We start from the raw sequence: 24612 nt of genomic DNA on the forward strand, positions 1-24612 counted from the left end.
CTCCTCAGCCCCACAGCTGGGCAATGACGGATTTAAATTCCCGCGCCGCCGCGACCGGATCGGCGGCATCGCGAATGCTGCGTCCGGCGATAAAGACGTGGATGGGAATGCCCTGGAACAGAGGCAAATCCTCCAGCGCCAGTCCGCCGGTGACCGTCACCTTAAAACCCATCTCGCTCAGGCGACGCACCGCGCGGATATCGTCTTCGCTCCATGCGACCCCTGCGGCCTGCGCATCGCGGCTGCGGTGGTACACCACCTGACCCATTCCCGCTTCACGCCACGCCTGCGCCTGTTCCCAGGTCCAGAACCCCGTCAGTTCGATCTGCACGTCGCCACCGAACTCATGCGCTACCTGCAGGGCGCCCTTGACCGTATTGATGTCGGCACAGCAGATCACCGTGATCCAATCGGCATGCGCCTCGAAGCACATTCGCGCCAAAATCTGACCCGCATCGGCGATTTTTGCGTCCGCCAACACGATGCGATCCGGATACAGCGCTTTCAGATCGCGCACGGCGCGCACGCCTTCCGCCACGCACAAAATAGTGCCGACTTCGATGATGTCGACTTCGGCCGCGATCAGGCGAGTCGTATCGTAAGCCGCGGCCATGGACAGGTTATCCAGCGCCACCTGCAACATCGGTAACTGCGTGTTCATTGTTTGTCTCCTTCAATCAATTCGCCGCCGTAGACGTTTTGTCGATCAACGCCAATACCTCGCTCGCGTGGCGACAGGCCCGCAAGCGATCGAAGTTCGCCTCATCTTCAAACAGATTCACCACTTGCATGATCCCCACCTCCTGATGCGTTTTGGCGTCCACCGCCGCCAGGGTGATCAAGATGTCTATCGGATCGTTGTCCTCATCGCCGAAACACACCGGCGTTTTCAAGGTGACCAAGGCGAAGCCGGTTTTCAGCACCCCTTCCTCCGGCCGGCCGTGCGGCATCGCCAGGCCCGGCGCCAGCACGAAGTAAGGGCCGTGCCGGTCGACGCCGGCCAAAATGGCGTCGAAATAGCGCGGTTCCACCACCCCGGCAGCCACCAGCAAATCGACGCCCAACCGCACCGCCTGCCGCCAGTCAGCAGCCTCCGCCTGCAGTTGGATGGCGTTGTTTTGCGCCAACGAATCGCTCAGCTTCATCACTCGCTCCTTACTGCTTCAAATCTTGCGGAAAATGCGTGCCGATAACTTCCATCAGCTTCGGGCCGAAGTCCGCCGCCGAGAGCATATTGCGCACCCCAACCACATATTTGTTGCCGCTCACGACGATTTCGTCGGCGACATGGGTGGAAGCAATGATGATGTCGGCCCCGTTCAACTCGGATTTGTATTCCCCCACCGCACAGCTGTTGACCGAATGATTCACACCTTGCTGCGTTAAAAATTGGTCGACTTTCATTTTCATGATCATGGAACTGCCTTGCCCGCAACCGCATACCGCCAGGATTCGTACCGTCATAATCTGCACTCCTATTAACGTGACGCTGGTTCAACCGATTGTTTTTCAGCATCTTCTTCCGCACGCAGGGTGCGTCCGGCGAAGAACATGTACAGCAGGGCGATAACGATCACCACCCCCATAAACCACAGGCCCAGACTCAGCCCCTGCATCAGCGGCGGCGCCAGAATCGACCAGTCCGCCATGCCCATCCAGGCGCTTAGCCCGGTCAGTTTGATGGCCCACACGCAGCCGAAGATCTCTATCATTCCCATCACCAGACAGATCTTCATCGCCGCGCGCCAGCCGCCGAAGTGGTTAGCGAATACGCCGATGGTGGCGTTAGAAAAGAACATGGGAATGAAACCGGGAATGATCATGATGGAAGAGCCGAGCGCCAACAGTATGCCGACGGCGATCAGTTGGCCGATGGTGCCCCACATAAAACCCCACACCACGGCGTTGGGCGCGAAGCTATAAATGGCGGCGCAGTCGATGGCCAGTACCGCGCCGGGGATCAGACGTTGGGATATGCCGTTAAAGGCCTCGGTCAATTCGGCGACGAACATGCGCACGCCCTGCACGATGATGAAAATCGCCACCGCGAACATCAGCCCGGTTTGCAGGATATAAATGCTCCAGTGGGTTTTACCGGCCATCGCCTGCAGAGTGTCCAAGCCGAACGAGCACAGAATGATGCCGAAAAACAGCGTCATCACGATGGCGGTGGACACGATGTTGTCATGGAAAATGTTCAGCCACCCGGGCAGCTTCAGATCTTCCACGCTGTCCTCTTTTTTACCGAGATACGGTGCGGCCTTGTAGGCCAGCCACGAAGCGAACTGCTGTTGATGCCCGATCGAGAAGCCGCTGTTTTCCGTTACCGCCTGCGTCGGCTTGAACATCATGTTGGAGGTGATGCCCCAGTACAGTGAAGCCAATAGCGCGCTGCACAATACCGTCGTCCACATGCCGTAACCCAGAATGTAGAAAAATACCGCGATCAGCCCGACCTGCTGAAACATGATGTGGCCGGTGAGCATGATGGTACGAATCCCGGTAATACGCCGCAGCAGTACGTAGAGAATGTTCAGCGCCAATGCCAGCAATACCGCGTAGCCGACCCAGCTGTAGGCGTCCCCCATACGTTCGATGGTGGCCATCATCGAAGCATAGGTGTCCGAAATCGCCCCGTTGATGCCGTATACCTCGGACAACTTCGCCACAACGGGTTTGAACGTGCCGGTCAGGATGCCGGAGCCGGCCTGCAATAACATGAAACCGATAATGGTCTTGATGGTGCCTTTGATGATGACCGCCGCGCTTTTGCGCAGCAACGTGTAACCCAGCAGTGTAACCAGCCCCAGCAGCAGCGGTGCATTGGTCATCACCTGGTTAAAAAAGACGATGAAGATGGTGTAAAGAGTTTCCATACGGCTCTCCCGAAAAGGTTGGCATGCAGGTAACGCCTTCACCATACCAATCACAATAAATCACAAAAAGATCATAAATGATTATTTGTGAACAACCTCGCAAGTTAAAAATCAATTCCACTAACATTCAATGAATTAGACGACTTACACTTTATTACCCATTGAATTTAATAGCAGTTAATCAAACGAAAAGGGGAGAAAACGCCGGCACAGCGCGTAAATTCGGCGGCGTTTACGTGTATTTCGATCGTTGTCAGTTGAAAAAAACGGTGCTAGATTCGATCAAAACAAATCACATAAAATCCTTAAATGATTATTTGTGATTTTATTATCACCACCAACGAGGAAAGACCCATGAGTAAAGTCAACGACATCACCCGCGAGTCCTGGATATTGAACACCTTTCCCGAATGGGGCACCTGGCTGAACGAAGAGATAGAGCAGGAGAACGTCGCGCCCGGTACTTTCGCCATGTGGTGGCTGGGCTGCACCGGCATCTGGCTCAAGTCTGAAGAAGGCGCCAACCTGTGCGTCGATTTCTGGTGCGGCACCGGCAAGCAGAGTCACGGCAACCCGCTGATGAAAACCGGCCACCAAATGCAGCGCATGGCCGGGGTGCGTAAACTGCAACCGAACCTGCGCACCACCCCATTCGTGCTCGATCCGTTCGCCATTACGCAGCTCGACGCCGTCTTGGCCACTCACGATCACAATGACCATATCGATGTGAACGTCGCGGCGGCAGTGCTGCAGAACTGCGCCCCCACCGTCCCGTTTATCGGGCCGCAAAGCTGCGTAGATATCTGGATCGGCTGGGGCGTGCCGCCGGAGCGCTGCATCACCGTCAAACCTGGCGACGTGATAAAAATCAAAGACGTCGAAATTCATGCGTTGGATGCTTTCGATCGCACGGCGCTGATCACATTACCGGTGGAACAAAAGGCCGCGGGCGTACTGCCGGACGGCATGGATCTGCGTGCGGTCAACTACCTGTTCAAAACGCCGGGCGGCAACCTTTATCACAGCGGCGATTCTCACTACTCCAACTATTACGCCAAGCACGGCAACGATCACCACATTGATGTCGCCCTCGGCTCCTACGGCGAGAACCCACGCGGCATTACCGACAAGATGACCAGCGCCGACATCTTGCGCATGGCGGAATCGTTGAACGCCAAGGTCGTGATCCCCTTCCACCACGATATTTGGTCGAATTTCCAGGCAGACCCGCAGGAGATCCGCGTGTTGTGGGACATGAAAAAGGATCGGCTCAAGTACGGTTTCAAACCCTTTATCTGGCAGGTTGGCGGCAAGTTCATCTGGCCGCAGGACAAAGACAATCTGGAATATCACTATCCGCGCGGGTTCGATGATTGTTTCACCCAGGAACCCGACCTGCCCTTCAAGTCTTTCTTGTAATCAACCGGTGTTGCATACTGATGCGCGCTTTTGAACGGCAATGATTCAAATCGTCAAACGGCGCGCATATAATCGAAAGCAACGACGTTCTTCTCACCCTGATGGAGCCCGCATGACAGAGTCCCAACGCCACAATGCCATTCTCGATCTCTTGCATCGCAAGGGGCAAATCTCCGTGGCGGACGTGATCGCGGCGTTTGACATCTCTCCGGCCACCGCGCGCCGGGACATCAACAAACTGAATGAAATTGGCAAATTGCGCAAAGTGCGCAACGGCGCCGAAGCCACGCAAACCCCGCGCCCGGCCTGGACGCCGCTCAACATCCATCAAACCCAGCATCTCGATGAAAAAATGCGCATCGCGGCAGCGGCGGCGCAACTCTGTCAGCCGGGCGAAAGCGTGGTGATCAACTGCGGTTCCACCGCATTTCTGCTGGGGCGTGAAATTTGCGGCAAGCCGGTTCAGGTGATCACCAACTACCTGCCGCTGGCCAACTACCTGATCGAACAGGACCATGACAGCGTGGTGATCATGGGTGGCCAGTACAACAAGACTCAGTCGATTACCCTGGCGCCTCAGGACGGCGACGCGACGCTGTACGCCGGGCACTGGATGTTCACCAGCGGTATCGGCCTTACCGCCGAGGGTTTGTATAAAACGGATATGCTGACCGCCATGGCGGAGCAAAAGATGCTCAACTACGTCGGTAAACTGGTGGTGCTGGTCGACAGCAGCAAAGTCGGCCAACGCGCCGGCATGCTGTTCAGCCGCACCGAGCAAATCGCCATGGTGATCACCGGCCGCGCTGCCAATCCGGCGATCGTTGAGCAACTGCGTCAACAGGGCGTTGAAGTGCTGCTGGTGTGACAAAACCACACCCTTGCTCTGGTCTTAAACGCCGCAGAGTTGGTTACAATAGCGGCGTCCCCCAATTACGAGGCAGTCAGCAGTATGGAACAGTTCGAAGCGATCAACGTTGAGCAAGCGTACGCCTGCTGGAAAGAGGGCAGCGCCGCCCTGGTCGACATCCGCGATCCGCAAAGTTTTGAAGCCGGGCATACGCCGGGCGCCTTTCACCTCACCAATGCCACCCTGTCGGCCTTTATGCAGCAAAACGACTTCGAGCGGCCGGTAATGGTGATGTGCTACCACGGCAACAGCAGCCGCAGCGCGGCGCAGTACCTGCTGCACCAGGGGTTCGACGCGGTCTACAGCATCGACGGCGGCTTCGAGGCCTGGGCCCGCCAGTATCCGCAAGACGTGGAAACCTCTGCCTGATCCCCGCCGCCCGCCGTGCGTCGGCGGGCTTCCCCTTCGATTTTGTGCGCGTTTTCGCGGGTTTTTCGCAGATCCGTTTGCCAGCGCTCAGGATTTCGACGTTATAATCGGCCGTCAGGGTCGCCGGCGGGCAAGCCGCGGCCAAAATCATTCACTTACGACGGAAGAGCAATGGTTAGAGTAATCGCCGTATCCAACCCGCGCCTGGCGCTGGCCTTTGTCGACTATATGGCGACCCAGGGCATCCGGCTTGAGCTGCGCAACAGCGGCGAGGCGGCGGAAATCTGGCTGGCCGACGACGTTCACCTCGAGCAGGTGCAACACGAGCTGCAGCAGTTTCTGACCGATCCGCTCAACCGCCGTTATCAGGCCGCCAGTTGGCAGACCGGCCATACCGACGCCGGCCTGCACTATCAGAGCGAATCCTATTTGCACACCCTGCGCAGCAAGGCCGGGCCGCTGACGCTCGGCGTGATGGTGCTGTGCATCGCGGTCTATATTCTGATGCAGGCGCTGGGCGACGACACCGTGATGTACTGGCTCTCCTGGCCGCAAAACAGCAGCCAATACACGCAGCTGTGGCGCTGGGTCAGCCATGCGTTCCTGCACTTCTCCCTGCTGCATATTCTGTTTAACCTGATGTGGTGGTGGTATCTCGGCGGCCAGATGGAAAAACGCCTCGGTGCCGGCAAGCTGTTCGTGCTGGCGGTGGTGTCGGCCTTCTTCAGCGGCTGGGCGCAATCGCTGTTCAGCGGCGCGCTGTTCGGCGGGCTGTCGGGCGTGGTTTATGCGCTGATGGGCTATGTCTGGCTGTCGGGCGAACGGGCGCCGGAGCGCGGCCTGATGCTGCCGCGCGGCCTGATGGCGTTCTCGGTGCTGTGGCTGGTGGCCGGATATTTCGATATTTTAGGAATGTCGATCGCCAACGCGGCACACGTAGCCGGTTTAGTGTTAGGGTTATTGATGGCATTTTGGGATACGCGTCATCGCGCACACAACGAACAATAACAGCCGGGAGCTGTGCCCAGCGGGCATAGCGGGCGTTTTAGGGGATTATCGTGAAGCAAACACAGCGTCATGACGCAATTATCGAGCTGGTGCGCCTGCAGGGTTACGTCAGCACGGAAGAGCTGGTGGAACATTTTGACGTCAGCCCGCAAACGATTCGCCGCGATTTGAATGACCTGGCCGACCAGAACAAGATCCAGCGTCACCACGGCGGCGCGGCGCTGCCTTCCAGCTCGGTCAACGCTGCCTATAACGATCGCAAGGTGATGTGGTCGGAAGAGAAGGCCCGCATCGCGCAGCGCGTCGCCAGCCAGATCCCGGACGGCGCCACGCTGTTCATCGATATCGGCACCACGCCGGAAGCGGTGGCCCATGCGCTGATGAACCACAAGAACCTGCGCGTGGTCACCAACAACCTCAACGTCGCCACCCTGCTGACCGCCAAGGAAGACTTCCGTCTGATCCTGGCCGGCGGCGAAGTGCGCACCCGCGACGGCGGCATCATGGGCGAAGCCACCCTGGACTTTATCTCCCAATTCCGCCTCGATTACGGCATTCTCGGCATCAGCGGCATCGATATGGACGGCTCGCTGCTCGAATTCGACTATCACGAAGTGCGCACCAAACGCGCGATTATAGAAAATTCCCGCTGCGTAATGCTGGTCACCGACCACTCCAAATTCGGCCGCAACGCCATGGTCAACCTGGGCAACATGAATCTGATCGACTACCTGTTTACCGACCAGTTGCCGCCGCCGAGCGTGATGAAAATCATCGAGCAGTACGACGTGCAGCTGGAGCTGTGCTGATCCGCCGTTAATCCGCGGGGCGCGCCGCCGCCCCGTTTCCCACCCCCGACGCCCCCTTTTCGACAGCCGTTTGCCCGCCCGCGCAATATCCTTATCATTTATGTGCCTATCATCACCAAACTGTTACCTTTATCACGCCTAAATGTTTTTGTTTGGTTAAGTCTTGGCTTGCTTGTTGGTTTTTGATTACAATCATGAGCGAAAACGAACATGAAAGAGCTATTTCGAACATCTGGAGGAAGATGACGTGGAAACCAAAGACTTGATCGTTATCGGTGGCGGCATCAACGGTGCCGGCATCGCGGCGGATGCTGCCGGGCGCGGGCTGTCGGTACTGCTACTGGAAGCGCAAGACTTGGCCTGTGCTACGTCTTCCGCCAGTTCCAAACTGATCCACGGTGGCCTGCGCTACCTGGAACACTACGAATTCCGTTTGGTGAGCGAAGCGCTGGCCGAACGTGAAGTGCTGCTGAAGCTGGCGCCGCACATCGCGTTCCCAATGCGTTTCCGCCTGCCGCACCAGCCGCACCTGCGCCCGGCCTGGATGATCCGTATCGGCCTGTTCCTGTACGATCACCTGGGCAAACGCACCAGCCTGCCGGGCAGCAAGGGCTTGCGCTTTGGACCAGAGTCGGTGCTGAAGCCTGAATTGAAGCGCGGTTTCGAATATTCCGACTGCTGGGTCGACGATGCTCGCCTGGTGGTGCTGAACGCGCAGGAAGTGGAAAAACGCGGCGGCGAAGTGCGCACCCGCACCAAAGTGACCCGCGCATGGCGTGAAAACGGCATGTGGATGGTGGAAGCGGTCGATATCGACAGCGGCAAAACCTTCACCTGGCGCGCCAAAGGCCTGGTGAACGCCACCGGCCCGTGGGTGAAAAACTTCTTCGACGACGGCCTGAAGCTGAAATCGCCTTACGGCATCCGCCTGATCAAAGGCAGCCACATCGTGGTGCCGCGCGTACACGATCAGCCGCAGTCTTACATTCTGCAGAACGAAGACCACCGCATCGTGTTCGTGATCCCGTGGAATGACGAGTTCTCCATCATCGGCACCACCGACGTGGAGTACAAAGGCGATCCGAAGGACGTGAAGATCGACGAGAACGAAATCGCTTATCTGCTGAAAGTGTACAACGATCACTTCAAGAAGCAGCTGGGCCGCGACGACATCGTCTGGACTTACTCCGGCGTGCGTCCGCTGTGCGACGACGAATCCGATTCGCCGCAGGCGATCACCCGCGATTACACGCTGGACGTGCACGACGAACAAGGCAAGGCGCCGCTGCTGTCGGTCTTCGGCGGCAAGCTGACCACCTACCGCAAGCTGGCCGAGCACGCGATGGAAAAACTGGCCCACTACTACCCAGGCTGCGGCCCGGCGTGGACCAAAAACGCCACGCTGCCGGGCGGTGACATCGGCGGCGATCGCGACGGCTACGCGGCCAAACTGCGCCGCGCCCACGGCTGGTTGCCGGAAGCGCTGGCGCGCCGCTATGCCCGCACCTACGGCAGCCAGAGCGAGCTGATCCTGGCCGGCGCCAACGGCCTCGCCGATCTGGGCGAAGATTTCGGCCACGGTCTGTATGAAGCCGAACTGCGCTACCTGACCGAGAAAGAGTGGGTCGTAGAGCTGGACGACGCCATCTGGCGCCGCACCAAGCTGGGCATGTGGCTGGACGAAGCGCAGCAGGCGCGAGTGAAAGCCTGGCTGGCGGAACACGCGAAAACGAAAACGCTGTCTCTGGCTTCCTGAGCCGCAGCGTAACGAAGAAAGGGCCGGTTATCCGGCCCTTTGCTTTTTTTATCTCCCGCTTTACAGCTTCACCGGCTGAATGTGCCAGATTTCATCCGCATATTCCTGAATGGTGCGATCGGAGGAGAAGTAGCCCATGTTGGCGATATTCAGCACCGCGCGCCGCGTCCACTCGTCCTGATTGAGATACACCTCGTCCACCTTGTCCTGCGTGTCCACGTAGCTGCGGTAATCCGCCAGCAGCTGGTAGTGATCGCCCAGGTTGACCAGCGAGTCGAACAAATTGCCATAGCGTTTCGGCTCTTCCGGGCTGAACACGCCGGTGGCGATCTGCGTCAGCGCCTGATGCAGCTCCGGGTCTTGCTCATAGTACTGGCGCGGGTTGTAACCGTTGCGGCGCAGTTCCTCCACCTGTTCGGCGGTATTGCCGAAGATAAAGATATTCTCCTCCCCCACGTGCTCGCGCATCTCGACGTTGGCGCCGTCCAGCGTACCGATGGTCAGCGCGCCGTTCAGCGCGAACTTCATGTTGCTGGTGCCCGAGGCCTCGGTGCCCGCCAGCGAGATCTGTTCCGACAGATCCGCCGCCGGGATAATGATCTGCGCCAGGCTGACGCCGTAGTTCGGAATGAACACCACCTTCAGTTGGGTATGCACGCGCGGATCGTTGTTGATCACTTTGGCCACGTCGTTGATCAAGCGGATGATCTGCTTGGCGGCATAGTAGGCCGAGGCCGCCTTGCCGGCGAAGATCACCACCCGCGGCACGCGCTCGATCTCCGGATCGTCCAGCAGACGGTTATACAGCGTGATGACGTGCAACACGTTGAGCAGCTGCCGTTTGTACTCGTGGATGCGCTTGATCTGCACGTCGAACAGCGCATCCGGGTTGACCACCACGTTGAGCGTTTTGGCGATGTACAGCGCCAGCCGCTCCTTGTTCTGCCGCTTGGCGCGCTGCACCGCCTGCAGGAAACTCGGGTAATCGACGTTGGCTTTGATCTCGCTCAGCTGGCTGAGATCGGTGCGCCAGGTTTGGCCGATGCAGTCGTCCAACACCGCCGCCAGCGGCGGGTTGGCCAGCGCCAGCCAACGGCGCGGCGTCACCCCGTTGGTTTTGTTGCAGAAACGATTGGGGAACAGCCGGGCGAAGTCGGCGAACAGCGACTGCACCATCAGCTCGGAATGCAGGGCGGAAACGCCGTTGACCTTGTGGCTGGCCACCACCGCCAGCCACGCCATGCGCACCCGGCGGCCGTTGGTTTCGTCGATGATCGAGACCCGCGCCAGCAGGTCGTTGTCGCCCGGCGCCACTTCCTGCACCATCTTGAGGAAGTGATCGTTGATTTCGAAAATCAGCTGCAGGTGGCGCGGCAAGATGCGGCCAATCATGTCCAGCGGCCAGGTTTCCAGCGCCTCGCTCATCAGCGTGTGGTTGGTGTAAGAAAACACCTGCTCCACCACTTCCCAGGCGTCGAGCCACTTGAATTTGTGCTCGTCGATCAGCCGGTGCATCAGCTCGGGAATCGACAAGACCGGGTGAGTGTCGTTGAGGTGAATGGCGATCTTGTCCGCCAGGTTGTCGAAGGTTTTGTGCATCAGCCAATGGCGGTTGAGGATGTCCTGCACCGTCGCCGACACCAGGAAATACTCCTGCCGCAGCCGCAGCTCGCGCCCGGAGGAGGTCGAGTCGTCCGGATACAGCACGCGCGACACGTTCTCCGAGTGGTTTTTATCCTCCACCGCGGCGAAATAATCGCCCTGGTTGAACTTGCCGAGGTTGATCTCGTTACTGGCCTGTGCGCCCCACAGCCGCAGGGTGTTGGTGGCGTCGGTGTCGAAACCGGGGATCACCTGATCGTAGGCGATGGCCACGACCTCTTCGGTCTCCAGCCAACGCGCCTTGGCGCCCTCCTGCTGCACGCGGCCGCCGAAGCGCACCTTGTAGCGGGTGTTGTGGCGCGGAAACTCCCACGGATTGCCGTACTCCAGCCAGTAGTCCGGCGACTCCATCTGTTGACCGTTGACGATGTTCTGCTTGAACATGCCGTACTCGTAGCGAATGCCGTAGCCGCGCCCCGGCAGCGCCAGCGTCGCCAGCGAATCGAGGAAGCAGGCCGCCAGGCGGCCCAGACCGCCGTTGCCGAGGCCAGGGTCGTTCTCTTCTTCCAGCAGTTCACCCAGGCTCAACCCCATTTCGTTCAGCGCGTTGTCGATATCCTGATAGATGCCCATCGACAGCAGCGCGTTCGACAGGGTGCGGCCGATCAGAAACTCCATCGACAGGTAATAGACCTGCCGCACGTCTTGAGACAGCTGGGCGCGGTTGGAACGCAGCCAGCGTTCAACCATGCGATCGCGCACCGCGAACAGCACGGCGTTCAGCCAGTCGTGCCGGTTGGCGATGGCCGGATCCTTGCCGACGATAAACATCAGCTTATAGGCGATGGAGTGTTTCAGCGCTTCCACACTGACCGTAGGTGAGGTGTAACTAAACGGTGAAGTCATGGCTTTTTAATCCCTTGTAGGGAGCCCAGCCATTCGCCGCGGAATAGCGAGCCCCGCTGAACATGGACGCGACACGCCGCGCCCCGACAATCAACCCAAACGGCTGCCCGCCGCGCGTCAACCCGAGACGCGAAACGCGGGCTACAAACGTTGATAAAGCGATAAATACTCTTTCGCCGCCACCGGCCAGCCGAAGTCCACGCTCATGGCGTGGCGCTGAACGTGGCGCCAGTGTTTCGGCCGGCTCCACAGCACCATGGCGCGGCGGATGGCGTTGCCCAGCGCGACGGCGTCGCAATCGTCGAACACGAAGCCGCTGGCGGTGCCGTCGGCCAGGTTCTCCAGCGCGCAGTCCACCACCGTGTCCGCCAGCCCGCCGGTGCGGCGCACCAGCGGCAGCGTGCCGTATTTAAGGCCGTAGAGCTGCGTCAGGCCGCAGGGCTCGAAGCGGCTCGGCACCAGAATCACGTCGGCGCCGCCGATGATGCGGTGGGAGAAGGATTCGTGATAGCCGATCTGCACCCCTACCTGCTCGGGATAATCGGCAGCTGCGGCCAGAAACGCCTGTTGCAGCACCGCATCGCCGGCGCCCAGCAGCGCCAGCTGCCCGCCCTGCGCCAGCAGTTCAGGCAGTGCCTGCAGCACCAGATCCAGGCCTTTTTGGCTGGTCAATCGGCTCACCACCGCGAACACCGGCAGCGATTCATCCACCTTCAGCCCCATGGCCTTTTGCAGATGCAGCTTGTTTTTGACCTTGCTTTTCAGATCGTCAGCGTCGTAGCGGGCGCTCAGCCGCGGGTCGCGGGCCGGATCCCAAATGTTGTCGTCCACCCCGTTGAGGATGCCGCTCAGCCTGCCCTGCCGCTGCCGCTCCTGCAGCAGCCCCTCCATGCCGTAGCCGAACTCCGGCCGGGTGATCTCGCGCGCATAGGTCGGGCTGACGGCGGTCACGTGGTCGGCATAAAACAGCCCGGCCTTGAGGAACGACATCTGGCCGTAGAACTCCAGGCCATAAACATCGTAAAACGACGCAGGCAGCCACAGCTCGGTCACGTGATGGGCAGAGAACAGCCCTTGATAGGCCAGGTTGTGCACCGTAAACACCGAGCGCGCCGGGTGGCCGTTGGCGGCCAGATAGGCGCAGCTCAGGCCGGCGTGCCAGTCGTGGGCATGCACCAGTTGCGGCCGCCAGTAGCGATCCAGCCCCTTGGCCAGCTCGCAGGCCATCCAGCCCAGCAGCGCAAAGCGGCGGTGGTTGTCGGGATAGGCGTACATGGACTGATCGTGGTACGGGCTGCCCGGCCGGTCATACAGCCAGGGCGCATCGATGAGATAGATGCCCACGCCATGGTAGGTGCCGTAACGCAGGCCGACCCGGCCGGCGAACGAGTCGATTTCCGCCACCAGCGAGGTGTCGGGGATGCCGTTGCGTACGTCAGGGAAAGCGGGCAATAGCACCCGAACATCGGCGCCTTCGGCGATTTGCGCCGCCGGCAGCGCGCCAACCACGTCTGCGAGTCCGCCCGTTTTCAGCAGGGGGAACATTTCAGAACATACGTGTAAGACCTGCATTATCACTCCTGAAAGTCGGCCGAAGGCCTCTGGATAAGAAATAAAGCAGGCTTGCCGCTGTTATGCGTGCCGCGTTGCGCAAGCCATCGAACCGTTCATCAGGCGGCAGGCTATCGTTCTGCCGCCCACGTTAACTCACAATTTTGACAACATTTCGCGCGTCACCAGCACGATGCCGCCTTCCGAGCGATAAAAACGCTTGCTGTCCTCATCGGCGTTTTCCCCGATCACCATGCCTTCCGGAATGTGGCAGGCGCGGTCGATGATGCAGCGCCGCAGGCGGCAGGAACGGCCGACGTTCACGTCCGGCAACAATACGGTAGAGTCGATGGTGCAGAACGAGTTCACTCGCACGCGCGGGAACAGCACCGAATGCACCACCACCGAGCCCGAGACGATACAGCCGCCGGACACCAGCGAGTTCATGGTCATGCCGTGGCTGCCGGAGCGATCTTGCACGAACTTGGCCGGCGGCAGCGGCTCCATGTGGGTGCGGATCGGCCAGGCGCGGTCGTACATGTCCAGCTCCGGCGTCACCGACGCCAGATCGAGGTTGGCGCGCCAGTAGGCGTCCAGCGTGCCCACATCGCGCCAGTACGGCGGCAGATCGGGGTTGGAGGTCACGCAGGACAAGGTAAACGGATGCGCCCACGCCGCCTGCTGCGCGGTGATTTTCGGGATCAGATCCTTGCCGAAATCGTGGCTGGAGCCGGGGGTCGACATATCCTCTTCCAGCAGCTGAAACAGGTAGGCGGCATTAAAAATATAGATGCCCATGCTGGCCAGCGACATATCCGGGTTGCCCGGCATCGCCGGCGGATCGGCGGGCTTTTCCAGGAACTCGATGATGCGGTCGCTTTCATCCACCTTCATCACGCCGAATTCGCCGGCTTCGCTGCGCGGCACCGGCAGGCAGGCCACGGTGCACTGGGCGCCCTTCTCGACGTGGTCTATCAGCATGCGCGAGTAATCCATCTTGTAGATATGGTCGCCCGCCAGGATCACCACGTATTCGGCCTCATAGCGGCGGATGATGTCCAGGTTCTGATACACCGCGTCGGCGGTGCCTTTGTACCAATGCTCGGTGCTGAGGCGCTGCTGGGCCGGCAGCAGATCGACGAACTCGTTCATTTCCTCGTTGAGAAACGACCAGCCGCGCTGAATGTGCTGCACCAGCGTGTGCGACTGGTATTGGGTGATCACGCCGATGCGGCGAATGCCGGAGTTCAGGCAGTTCGACAGGGCGAAATCGATGATGCGGAACTTGCCGCCAAAGTGGACGGCGGGCTTGGCGCGGGTGGAGGTCAAATCTTTCAGGCGCGAGCCGCGGCCGCCGGCCAGGATCAGCGCTACGGATTTAATCGGCAGCTGGCGCGCCAACATCAGGGGGTCTTTATTTTCAAACCTAACCATAGCGGACTCCTTTTATTATTTCCGTACCAGAACGCAAAGCGAGCGCGCGGCCTGGTGCCAGGCGGGTAACACCGCCCGTGAGTCTTCCTGAGTGAACGGGGCGACAACCTGCCAATCGCCTTCCGGCAACCTCATCTCCACCGTTTGCGGCGTGGCGTTGACCAGCAGCAGCCAGCGCTGCGACAGCAGGATCTGCATGAGCAGATCGCCTTGCTCCCACTGCTGCGCGTCGAGCGGCTGCCCTTGCGCGTTCAGCCACTGCACGCTGCCGTCGTCCTGCTGCCACCAGCGGTCCTGTTGCAACGCGGGGATCTGGCGGCGCAGCGCGATCAGCGCCGCGACGTAATCGGTCAACGCGTCATCCGCCGTGGCCCAATCGAGCCAGGTGATGGCGTTGTCCTGACAATAGGCGTTGTTGTTCCCCTGCTGGCTATGTCCCTGTTCATCGCCGGCCAGCAGCATCGGCGTTCCCTGGGACAGCAACAGCGTGGCGAGCATCGCCCGCTGGCTGGCCCTACGGCGTTGCACAATGGCGTTGTCGGCGACCAGGCCTTCCACGCCGTGGTTGTTGCTGAAATTGCGATCGCTGCCGTCACGGTTGCCTTCGCCGTTCGGCTGGTTGTGTTTCTCGTTGAAGCTGACCACGTCCTGCAGGGTAAAACCGTCATGGGCGGTCAGCATGTTGACGGTGGCGTAAGGCGCCCGCCCGCGCTGGTTGTACAGATCGCTGGAGGCGGCGAAACGCCGGGCGAACTGGCCGAGCGACACGCCGCTCTGCAGCCAGAAACGGCGCATGTCGTCGCGATAATGGTCGTTCCATTCGGCGAAGCGGCCGGGGAACGCCCCCACCTGATAGCCGCCGGGGCCAACGTCCCAGGGTTCGGCGATCAGCTTGCAGCGCGACAGCACATCGTCCGCCAGCATCGCCTGGAACAGCGGCGCATCGCGATCGAACCCCGGCGTGCGGCCGAGCACGCTGCCCAGATCGAAGCGGAAACCGTCGACGTGGCACTCCCGTACCCAAAAACGCAGGCAATCCATCACCCAAGCCACGCCCTGCGGCTGATCCAATCGCAGGGTGTTGCCGCAGCCGGTGTCGTTGACGTAGTCCCCTTCCGGCGTCAGCCAGTAGTAGCTCTGGTTATCGATGCCGCTCAGCGACAGCATCGGCCCGTCCCTGTCCAGCTCGGCGCTGTGGTTGAACACCACGTCGAGGATCACCTCAATGCCGGCTTGGTGCAGCGCCTTGACCGCATCGCGAAATTCGTTCAGCGGCGTGCCGTCGGTGCTCAGGCTGGCGTAGCGGTTGTCCGGCGCATAGGGCGCCAGCACGTTATAGCCCCAGTAGTTGATCAGCCCCAGCCGCTGCAGCCGCGGTTCGGAGGTATGTTGCTGCACCGGCAGCAGTTCCAGCGCGGTGATGCCGAGGCGTTTGAAGTGGGCGATCATCACCGGGTGCCCCAGCGCGGCGAAACTGCCGCGCAGCGCCGGCGGGATCTTCGGGTGCAGCAGCGTCAGGCCGCGCACGTGCGCTTCGTAAATCACCGTCTGCCCCCAGGGCGTGGCGGGCGGGCGATCGTCCTGCCAGTCGTACTGTTCGTCCACCACCACGCATTTCGGCATCAGCTCGGCGCTGTCGTGCGGATCAGGCTGTTCGTAACCGCCGTGCAGGTGCGGGTGATCCGCCACCGGCCCCTCCACCGCGCGCGCGGCCGGATCGAGCGCCAGCTTGTTGGGGTTGAAACGCTGCCCGTTCGCCGGGTCGAACGGGCCGTAGACCCGGTAACCGTAACGTTGCCCCGGCCTGCCGCCCGGCAAATAGCCATGCCAGATATCGCCGCTGCGCGCCGGCAGCGGCAGGCGCACTTCGCGTTGCTGGCCGTCGAACAGGCACAGCTCCACCCGCTCGGCGTGCGCCGAGTACAGGGTAAAGTTGATGCCTTCGCCGTCGTAATGCGCGCCCAGCGGCGCGGCGAGGCCGGCCGTCAGCTCCGTCATGGCGCCTCCCGCAGCAGATAAATGGTCGCCAGCGGCGGCAGCGTCACGCAGATGGAAAAGTCGCGGCCGTGGCTGCCGACCGCTTCGGAAGAGACCCGCCCCTGATTGCCGGCGTTGCTGCCGTGATAGTGGTGCGAATCGGTATTGAGGATCTCGCGATAGTCGCCGGCGCGTGAGAGGCCGATGAGGTAGCGGTAGCGCGGCACCGGGGTAAAGTTGCTGATGGCGATCAGCTCATTGCCCTGCGAATCGTAGCGCGCGAACGCGAACACCGAGTTGTCGTGATCGTCGACCACCAGCCACTCGAAGCCGTCCGGGCGGTAGTCGCGCTCATACAGCGGCGCCTGCTGCCGGTAGCAGTGGTTCAGATCGCGTACCAGCCGCTGCACGCCGTTGTGCCAGTTATCCAGCCCCTCCAGCAAATGCCAATCGAGGCTGGTATCGAAATTCCACTCGCGCCCCTGCGCGAACTCGCAGCCCATAAACAGCAGCTTTTTGCCCGGATGCGCCCACATAAACCCATAGTAGGCGCGCAGGTTGGCGAACTTTTGCCAGGCGTCGCCCGGCATGCGGTCGAGGATCGATTTTTTGCCGTGCACCACTTCATCGTGCGAGATAGGCAACACGAAGTTCTCGGTATAGGCATACAGCATCCCGAAGGTCATCTGGTTGTGGTGATACTTGCGGTGCACCGGATCGCACTTCATGTAATTGAGCGTGTCGTGCATCCAGCCGAGGTTCCACTTGTAGTGGAATCCCAGGCCGTTGGCGTCCGGCGGCAGGGTGACGCCGGGATAGTCGGTGGACTCCTCCGCCAATGTCACCGCGCCCGGCTGCGCCTGGCCGATAGTCTGGTTGGTATAACGCAGGAAGGCGATCGCCTCCAGGTTCTCGTTGCCGCCGTAGTAATTCGGCACCCACTCGCCGTCGGCGCGGCTGTAGTCGCGATAGATCATCGACGCCACCGCATCGACCCGCAGCGCATCGATACCGAAACGCTCCAGCCAATACAGCGCGTTGCCCGCCAGGTAGTTGCGCACCTCGTGGCGGCCGTAGTTGTAGATCAGCGTATTCCAGTCCTGGTGGTAGCCTTCGCGCGGATCGGCGTATTCATACAGCGCGGTGCCGTCAAAATTCGCCAGGCCGTAGGCGTCGCTCGGGAAATGCCCCGGCACCCAGTCGAGGATCACGTTGATGCCCGCCTCATGCGCCGCCGCCACGAACGCCCGGAAATCGGCCGGCGTGCCGAAGCGCCGGGTCGGCGCATACAGCCCCAGCGGCTGGTAGCCCCAGCTGCCGTCGAACGGGTGCTCGTTGATCGGCAGCAGCTCGATATGGGTGAATCCCATGTCCTTCACATAGTCGATAAGCTGCACCGCCAGCTCGCCGTAGCTGAGCCAGAAATGGTTGTCGGTGTGGCGGCGCCATGAGCCGAGATGCACCTCGTAGATGGCGATCGGCTGGTCAAAATCGTTGGCGCGGCGGCGCGCCTGCGTCGACGGCACCACCTCCGGCAGCGGCGCCACCAGCGAGGCGGTGTCCGGGCGCATCTGCGCCTCGAAGGCGTAAGGATCGGCTTTCAGCTGGGTATTGCCGTAGCAATCGACGATTTCATATTTGTACAGCTGACCGGCCCGCACGCCGGGCAGGAACAGCTCCCAGATGCCGTTTTCACGCCGCAGACGCATCGGATGGCGGCGGCCGTCCCAGAAGTTGAACTCCCCCACCACCGAGACGCGCTGGGCGTTGGGCGCCCAAACGGCAAAGCTGACGCCGTCGACGTCATCCAAAGTGGCGAGGTGAGATCCCAGGCGTTCATAGGGGCGCAGGTGCGTGCCCTCGGCCAATAGCCAGCTGTCGATGTCCTGCAGCAGCGGGCCGAACCGATAGGGATCGTCGATGGTCTGTTGATGATCGCGCCAGCTGACCTGCAGCTGATAGCGGAAAGGATTTTTGCGCCGCGGCACCACGGCGCTGAAGAAGCCGCGCGGATCGTCGCAGTTCAACTGCACCAGCCGCCGGCCGGTTTGCTGTTCCACCAGCCAGACTGCGCCAGCGTCCGGCAGCAGCGCGCGCACCTGCAGACCGTTATCGGTCGCATGCATGCCAAGCAGAGCAAAGGGGTCGGCGTAATGGCCGGAGATGATCTGATCAATCACGTCACGATCGGGAAGTACAGGCATAGTCTTCTTCCTTAGATTAACAGCATGATCTAAGCACGGCTTGTTGGTTATTCCTTGGCCGTTTTGGTCATCATGCAATGCATTCGGTATCCAAAGCGTGATTGCGGTCGGTTATTGACCAATCTTTACTCTGCCGACCTGAATTTCGCTCTTTATGCTTATTTTTAGAAATATTTCAGTCATGGTGAAAAATTGTTCGCCCATGCGTTAAGCATAGCCAATGTCTGTTAAAAACTGCTCAGCATTGCTCAGGAAAATTCTTCATTAAGAAAACTGCCAGCCTGGCGGCGCCGGCATGCGGCGGCCGACGAGGAGATATGCGGGGTACAGCTCATTGAAGCAGGGCTTGCGATGACGTTGCCCGACGCGGACGCGGCGAACAAAAAAGTGGAAAATAAGGCTTTAGGGGGCTGAAAGTAGCCAGCCCCCAGGAAGTGCGGGTTTACAGCAGAATACGCAGCATGCGGCGCAGCGGCTCGGCCGCGCCCCACAGCAGCTGGTCGCCCACGGTGAACGCCGACAGGTACTCCGGCCCCATATTCAGCTTGCGCAGACGGCCGACCGGCGTATTCAGCGTGCCGGTCACCGCCGCCGGCGTCAGTTCGCGCATGGTCAGCTCACGGTCGTTCGGGATCACGCGCACCCAGTCGTTGTGCGTCGCCAGCATCTGCTCGATTTCCGGCAGCGACACGTCTTTTTTCAGCTTCAGGGTGAACGCCTGGCTGTGGCAGCGCAGCGCGCCGACGCGCACGCACAGGCCATCAACCGGGATCACGCTGCCGGTGTTCAGAATCTTGTTGGTTTCCGCCTGGCCTTTCCACTCTTCGCGGCTCTGGCCGTTGTCGAGCTGCTTGTCGATCCACGGGATCAGGCTGCCGGCCAGCGGCACGCCGAAGTTATCGGTCGGCAGTTTGCCGCTGCGGGTGGCCTCGGTCACCTTACGCTCGATATCCAGAATGGCGGAAGCCGGATCCTGCAGCTCTTTCGCCACGTCGGCATGCAGCATGCCCATCTGGGTCAACAGTTCGCGCATGTGGCGCGCGCCGCCGCCGGAGGCCGCCTGATAAGTGGCGACCGACGCCCACTCCACCAGATCGTTGGCGAACAGGCCGCCGAGCGACATCAGCATCAGGCTGACGGTGCAGTTGCCGCCGACGAAGGTTTTGATGCCGTTGTCCAGGCCCTGCTGAATCACCGCGTGGTTGACCGGATCCAGGATGATGATGGCGTCGTCCTGCATGCGCAGCGAAGAGGCCGCGTCGATCCAGTACCCCTGCCAACCGCTGGCGCGCAGCTTAGGATAAACTTCGTTGGTATAATCGCCGCCCTGACAGGTAATAATGATATCGAGCGCGCTCAGCGCGTCGATGTCATACGCATCCTGCAGCGTGCCCTGCTGGCCGCCGAAGGCCGGCGCGGCGGAACCGTGCTGCGAGGTGGAGAAAAAGACCGGGCGAATGGCATCGAAATCGCGCTCTTCCGTCATGCGTTGCATGAGAACCGAGCCGACCATTCCGCGCCAACCGATGAAACCAACGTTTTTCATAATATCTGTGTCCCGCCCGGATAAGGGCTTATGTAGGTGATAACGAGTTGTGTGCAATATCTCCTCACCTTACAAAATGTCGGCGCGGGCGCAAAGTGAATTTATTCGATGGCTGGGGATTTCTCAGCAATCCTTCTTATAGGCAAGGACGCGGCCGGAAAGGCCGAGGCGTTTTCCCGATCACGAGGTCACCATGACAGAGATGATTTCCGCTACGGTATTGCTGTTTTTAATTATGGATCCGCTGGGCAACCTGCCGATTTTCATGTCGGTGCTCAAGCATCTGGAACCGCGCCGCCGCCGGGTAGTGCTGATCCGCGAGCTGCTGATCGCCCTGCTGCTGATGCTGATCTTCCTGTTCGCCGGCGAGAAAATTCTGGCGTTCCTCAACCTGCGCACCGAAACCGTCTCCATTTCCGGCGGCATCATTCTGTTTCTGATCGCCATCAAGATGATTTTCCCCACGCAGGAGGGCAACAGCTCCGGGCTGTCCGCCGGCGAAGAGCCGTTCCTGGTGCCGCTGGCGATCCCGCTGGTGGCCGGGCCGTCGATTCTGGCGGCGCTGATGCTGCTGTCGCACCAGTATCCGCATCAGCTGCCCCATCTGGTGGCGGCGCTGTTGATCGCCTGGGGCCTCTCTGCGGCCATTTTGCTGATGTCGAACCTGTTCCTGCGCCTGCTGGGCAGCAAAGGCGTCAGCGCGCTGGAACGGTTGATGGGGCTGATTCTGGTGATGCTGTCGACCCAGATGTTCCTGGACGGCATACGGGCTTACATGAAGCTGTAGGCGCCTGGCGGCGCCGACGACGGCCCGCGCTCAGCGGGCGGTGATGCGGTTGATGCAGGCGAGCGTGTCGGCGACCACGCCGTCCAGCGGCTGGTTGATGTCGATCGCCTGCACATCCGGCTCCTGCTCGCCCGGCTCTTCCAGCGTGGCGAACTGCGAAACCAGCATCTGCGGTTTGAAGAAGTGGCCCTTGCGCTGTTTCAGGCGCTCCTCAATCACCGTCTTGTCCCCTTTCAGGTAGAGGAAATGCAGGTTGCGATTGCCTTCGCGCAGGCGGTCGCGATAGCTTTTTTTCAGCGCCGAACACACCAGCAGTGACACCGGATTGGTGCGTTGCATGGCGAAGATGGCGTCGTTCAAGGCCGCCAGCCACGGGGCGCGATCGTTGTCGTCCAGCGCGTGCCCGGCGGCCATTTTGTTGATGTTGGCGCGCGGGTGCAGGTAATCGCCGTCCAGCATGGCGGCATCGGCCTCGCGGGCGACGGCGCTGGCCACGGCGGATTTGCCGCTGCCGGATACGCCCATCAGGATAAATACGTGATTCTGTGGATTACTCATTGTGTCATGCCCTTATGGGAACTGGCGCGAGCGCGCCAAATGCGTCCCGACTGATAAAAATACTCTGGAACGCCGACGCCCCGCAGGGCGCCGGATAAAGATTATACGACCGTCGCCAGCAGCAAGCAGCCCACCAGGCCGCACACCGAGATGATGGTTTCCAGCACCGACCAGGATTTGATGGTTTCCATGATGCTCAGGTTGAAGTACTCCTTGAACAGCCAGAAGCCCGGATCGTTAACGTGCGAGAAGATAACGCTGCCGGAACCGACCGCAATCACCATCAGCTCAGGGCTGACGCCGGTGGTGGCGATCAGCGGGGCGACGATGCCGCCGGCGGTGATCGCCGCTACGGTGGCGGAACCCAGCGCCAGACGCAGCGCGGCGGCGATCGACCAGGCCATCAGAATCGGCGAAACGTTGCTGCCTTCCATCAGGCCGGCGATGTACTGCTCGACGCCGCTGTCCACCAGCACCTGCTTGAAGGCGCCGCCGCCGCCGATGATCAACAGCATCATGGCGATGATTTTAATCGAATCGGTGATGGTGCCCATCACTTCATCCATGGTGCGGCCGCGGTTCAGGCCGAAGGTGAAGATAGCGATCAGCACGGCGATCAGGGTCGCCATCACCGGGTCGCCGAAGAACTCGGCGAAGCGCAGCAGGCTGTGGCCCTTCGGCAACACCATTTCAGCGACCGCGCGCAGCGCCATCAGGATCACCGGCACCAGCGACGTGGCGACGCTGACGCCAAAGCTCGGCATCTCCGCTTCGGTAAAGGTTTTCGGGTTGTACAGGCCTTCCGGTACCGGCTTGTCGATGCCTTTCAGGAAGCGGGCATAAACCGGGCCGGCCAGGATCACCGTCGGGATCGCCAGCAGCGTGCCGTACAGCAGGGTTTTACCCATATCGGCATGGAAGATGGTGGCGATGGCGGTCGGGCCAGGGTGCGGCGGCAGGAAGCCGTGGGTCACCGACAGCGCGGCGGCCATCGGCACGCCGACGTACAGCAGCGGGATGCGCGCGGAAGCGGCGATGGTGAACACCAGCGGCAGCAGCAGCACGAAGCCCACTTCGTAGAACAGCGCGAAGCCGACGGTGAAGCCGGTCAGCACCACCGCCCATTGAATGTGTTTTCTGCCGAACTTGTCGATCAGCGTGGTGGCGATGCGCTGCGCGCCGCCGCAGTCCGCCAGCAGCTTGCCGAGCATGGCGCCGAAGCCCATGATCAGCGCCAGGCTGCCCAACGTGCCGCCCACGCCGGCCTTGATGGAGCCGATGACTTTATCGACCGGCATGCCCTGTGCGATCCCGACCGCCAGGGCAACCAGCACCAGAGAGATAAAGCCGTTCAGCTTGAAGCGAATCATCAGCAGCAGCAGCAGCGCTACGCCGCCTGCAACAATCACTAATGGCATAATTTTTCTCCAACCTTTTATCGCGACTCTCTTTACGATAGGCGTAAAGCGTGCGGTTGTTTTATTTTTAGGCTCTTTCCCGGTGTTTAAGAAGAGCTGTAGGTGTTGTTGAGTCAGAGGTTCAGTCTTGCAGCAAGATGACCGCACACTCGTTGTTACCGGTATCATGATACCGGTAACAACATGAGCGCCGGAACCGGGTAAGCGGCTAAAATTCGCGTTCTGGGACAGAGATCAAACTTATACCGGCAACGAGCGGCGGGCTTACAGGCGGGATAACCCGCGCGCCTCAGGGCGCGCTGCAAAAAGAAAGGGTGTTAAAACAGAACGTTAAAAGGGCTCAGATACTGCCGCCGGGGATCACGGTGAAACCGACGTCCACCATGCGCGGGCACACCGTTTCGCCGCGCAGCCGGGCCAGCAAGCGCTCGGCGCCGATCTGCCCCATGCGTTCGCGCGGCGTCAGCACGCTGGCCAACTTCGGCACCATCACCTGGCCGATATCATGGCCGTGGAAACCGGCGATCGCCATGTCCTGCGGGATCGACAGCCCCTGCCGCTGGCACTCGAAGGCCGCGCCGATCGCCAGGTCATCGTTGGTGCAAAAGATACTGTCGATCTGCGGATAGTCGCGCTGCGCCTGGCGCAGCAGCTCGCCGCCGGCGGAATAGGAGGAAGAGCGTGCGGTCATGATGCTGTATGGCTCCAGGCCGGATTCGCGCATCGCCTGCTCATACCCCTGCTGTTTGATGATGGTACGTTCATCCTGTCGGGCGCCGAAATAGACCACGTGACGGTGGCCGTGCGCGATGATCTGCTGGGTCATCTGGCGCGCCGCCTCAAAGTTGTTGAAGCCCACCGCCAGATCGATGCACGGCGAGACGCAGTCCATCAGCTCCACCACCGGAATGCCCGCCACCTCGATCATTTTCAGGGTGCGTGGCGTGTGATGGCGCTCAGACAGGATCAGGCCGTCGATATTGTAAGAAAGCAGCGAGGTCAGACGTTCTTCTTCACGCTCCGGCAGGTAGCCATAGTGCGCCAGCATGGTCTGGTAGTTGTGCGCGTCGGTGACGCTTTCGATGCCGCGCAGCACTTCGGCGAACACCTGGTTGGTCAGCGACGGCAACAGCACGCCAATCGCCCGGCTGGTGGCGTTGGAGAGGATGTCCGGCGCGCGGTTGGGGATGTAACCCAGCTCATCCAGCGCGACGGCGATTTTTTGCTGCAGGGCGGCAGAAACCTGGTCGGGATTGCGCAGATAACGGCTCACCGTCATCTTGGTCACGCCCACCTTGTCCGCCACATCCTGGAGTACCGGCCGTTTTTTCTTCATTATCAATGAACTGACTAACCGTGAATGGGCAGTCATTTTAGCAAAAAAAACGGCGTGCCGATATTGTCGGTTATGCGACGGCCAACGCAAAAAGGGCTCACAGCGTGAGCCCTTCATACGGTGACAAAGGGGAAAAAGCGTGGTTT

The 24612-nt window shown here is 60.6% G+C and carries 20 protein-coding genes; 7 read left to right on the forward strand and 13 right to left on the reverse strand.

All coding sequences use genetic code 11. The features are described 5' to 3' along the window. Positions 1-4 precede the first annotated feature (4 nt). The 4 genes from SSARUM_RS22495 to ulaA are packed head-to-tail and all read right to left on the reverse strand — an operon-like array spanning position 5 to position 2876. Positions 5-661, reverse strand: a complete 657-nt coding sequence (locus SSARUM_RS22495; protein WP_033649343.1) for a 3-keto-L-gulonate-6-phosphate decarboxylase UlaD — start codon at positions 659-661, stop codon at positions 5-7. A 16-nt stretch (positions 662-677) separates the two neighbouring features. After that, positions 678-1145, reverse strand: coding sequence for a PTS ascorbate transporter subunit IIA (ulaC, locus tag SSARUM_RS22500; protein WP_033649344.1), 468 nt, complete (start codon positions 1143-1145; stop codon positions 678-680). Between the two features lie 10 nt (positions 1146-1155). Continuing rightward, positions 1156-1464 (reverse strand): PTS ascorbate transporter subunit IIB, encoded by a 309-nt coding sequence (gene ulaB, locus SSARUM_RS22505; RefSeq protein WP_033636327.1) that lies wholly within the window; start codon positions 1462-1464, stop codon positions 1156-1158. 14 nt (positions 1465-1478) lie between these two features. Then, positions 1479-2876 (reverse strand): PTS ascorbate transporter subunit IIC, encoded by a 1398-nt coding sequence (ulaA, locus tag SSARUM_RS22510; RefSeq protein ID WP_060420152.1) that lies wholly within the window; start codon positions 2874-2876, stop codon positions 1479-1481. 354 nt (positions 2877-3230) lie between these two features. Between ulaA and ulaG the strand changes: the two genes are divergently transcribed. The 6 genes from ulaG (at position 3231) to glpD (ending at position 9147) form a co-directional block, all read left to right on the forward strand. Beyond that, positions 3231-4295: an L-ascorbate 6-phosphate lactonase gene (gene ulaG / locus SSARUM_RS22515; protein WP_060388425.1), complete on the forward strand. Its 1065-nt coding sequence runs from the start codon at positions 3231-3233 to the stop codon at positions 4293-4295. Positions 4296-4407: 112 nt separating this feature from the next. Further along, on the forward strand, positions 4408-5163 hold the full coding sequence (gene ulaR / locus SSARUM_RS22520) for an HTH-type transcriptional regulator UlaR (RefSeq protein WP_033636329.1): 756 nt from the start codon (positions 4408-4410) through the stop codon (positions 5161-5163). Between the two features lie 84 nt (positions 5164-5247). Beyond that, positions 5248-5574, forward strand: coding sequence for a thiosulfate sulfurtransferase GlpE (gene glpE / locus SSARUM_RS22525; protein ID WP_060431159.1), 327 nt, complete (start codon positions 5248-5250; stop codon positions 5572-5574). Positions 5575-5745: 171 nt separating this feature from the next. Continuing rightward, positions 5746-6582 (forward strand): rhomboid family intramembrane serine protease GlpG, encoded by an 837-nt coding sequence (gene glpG / locus SSARUM_RS22530; RefSeq protein WP_041037039.1) that lies wholly within the window; start codon positions 5746-5748, stop codon positions 6580-6582. A 50-nt stretch (positions 6583-6632) separates the two neighbouring features. Further along, a complete protein-coding gene (locus tag SSARUM_RS22535) occupies positions 6633-7391 on the forward strand; it encodes a DeoR/GlpR family transcriptional regulator (RefSeq protein ID WP_004930797.1) in 759 nt (252 codons plus the stop codon). 247 nt (positions 7392-7638) lie between these two features. Further along, a complete protein-coding gene (glpD, locus tag SSARUM_RS22540; RefSeq protein ID WP_033654445.1) occupies positions 7639-9147 on the forward strand; it encodes a glycerol-3-phosphate dehydrogenase in 1509 nt (502 codons plus the stop codon). A gap of 60 nt (positions 9148-9207) precedes the next feature. On the opposite strand, the gene glgP is transcribed toward glpD, so the two are convergent. The 6 genes from glgP to asd form a co-directional block, all read right to left on the reverse strand. Then, the gene (glgP, locus tag SSARUM_RS22545; protein ID WP_033636332.1) at positions 9208-11655 is read right to left on the reverse strand and encodes a glycogen phosphorylase; all 2448 of its coding nucleotides are present in this window, start codon (positions 11653-11655) and stop codon (positions 9208-9210) included. A gap of 141 nt (positions 11656-11796) precedes the next feature. Then, positions 11797-13227 (reverse strand): glycogen synthase GlgA, encoded by a 1431-nt coding sequence (gene glgA / locus SSARUM_RS22550; protein WP_033636333.1) that lies wholly within the window; start codon positions 13225-13227, stop codon positions 11797-11799. Between the two features lie 135 nt (positions 13228-13362). Then, positions 13363-14640, reverse strand: a complete 1278-nt coding sequence (glgC, locus tag SSARUM_RS22555; RefSeq protein ID WP_004930810.1) for a glucose-1-phosphate adenylyltransferase — start codon at positions 14638-14640, stop codon at positions 13363-13365. Between the two features lie 15 nt (positions 14641-14655). Further along, positions 14656-16638 (reverse strand): glycogen debranching protein GlgX, encoded by a 1983-nt coding sequence (gene glgX / locus SSARUM_RS22560; RefSeq protein ID WP_039569110.1) that lies wholly within the window; start codon positions 16636-16638, stop codon positions 14656-14658. Continuing rightward, positions 16635-18821 carry a 1,4-alpha-glucan branching enzyme gene (gene glgB / locus SSARUM_RS22565; RefSeq protein ID WP_060431157.1) on the reverse strand — a complete coding sequence of 729 codons (2187 nt, stop codon included), beginning with the start codon at positions 18819-18821 and terminating at the stop codon, positions 16635-16637. Before glgB ends, glgX begins: the two co-directional genes overlap by 4 nt. A gap of 442 nt (positions 18822-19263) precedes the next feature. Beyond that, positions 19264-20367 (reverse strand): aspartate-semialdehyde dehydrogenase, encoded by a 1104-nt coding sequence (gene asd, locus SSARUM_RS22570; RefSeq protein ID WP_033636337.1) that lies wholly within the window; start codon positions 20365-20367, stop codon positions 19264-19266. A 193-nt stretch (positions 20368-20560) separates the two neighbouring features. Between asd and SSARUM_RS22575 the strand changes: the two genes are divergently transcribed. After that, positions 20561-21154 (forward strand): YhgN family NAAT transporter, encoded by a 594-nt coding sequence (locus SSARUM_RS22575; protein ID WP_033654449.1) that lies wholly within the window; start codon positions 20561-20563, stop codon positions 21152-21154. A gap of 30 nt (positions 21155-21184) precedes the next feature. Here SSARUM_RS22575 and gntK read toward each other — a convergent pair whose 3' ends face one another. The 3 genes from gntK to gntR form a co-directional block, all read right to left on the reverse strand. Next, complete coding sequence (gene gntK / locus SSARUM_RS22580) at positions 21185-21712, reverse strand: gluconokinase (RefSeq protein ID WP_033649350.1); 528 nt, start codon at positions 21710-21712, stop codon at positions 21185-21187. Between the two features lie 101 nt (positions 21713-21813). After that, entirely contained in the window at positions 21814-23130 is a 1317-nt protein-coding gene (gntT, locus tag SSARUM_RS22585; RefSeq protein ID WP_033636339.1) for a gluconate transporter, read from the reverse strand. A gap of 340 nt (positions 23131-23470) precedes the next feature. After that, positions 23471-24466 (reverse strand): gluconate operon transcriptional repressor GntR, encoded by a 996-nt coding sequence (gntR, locus tag SSARUM_RS22590; protein WP_004930833.1) that lies wholly within the window; start codon positions 24464-24466, stop codon positions 23471-23473. Positions 24467-24612: the final 146 nt, after the last annotated feature.

The sequence above is a fragment of the Serratia sarumanii genome (assembly GCF_029962605.1).
GTDB lineage: Bacteria > Pseudomonadota > Gammaproteobacteria > Enterobacterales > Enterobacteriaceae > Serratia > Serratia sarumanii.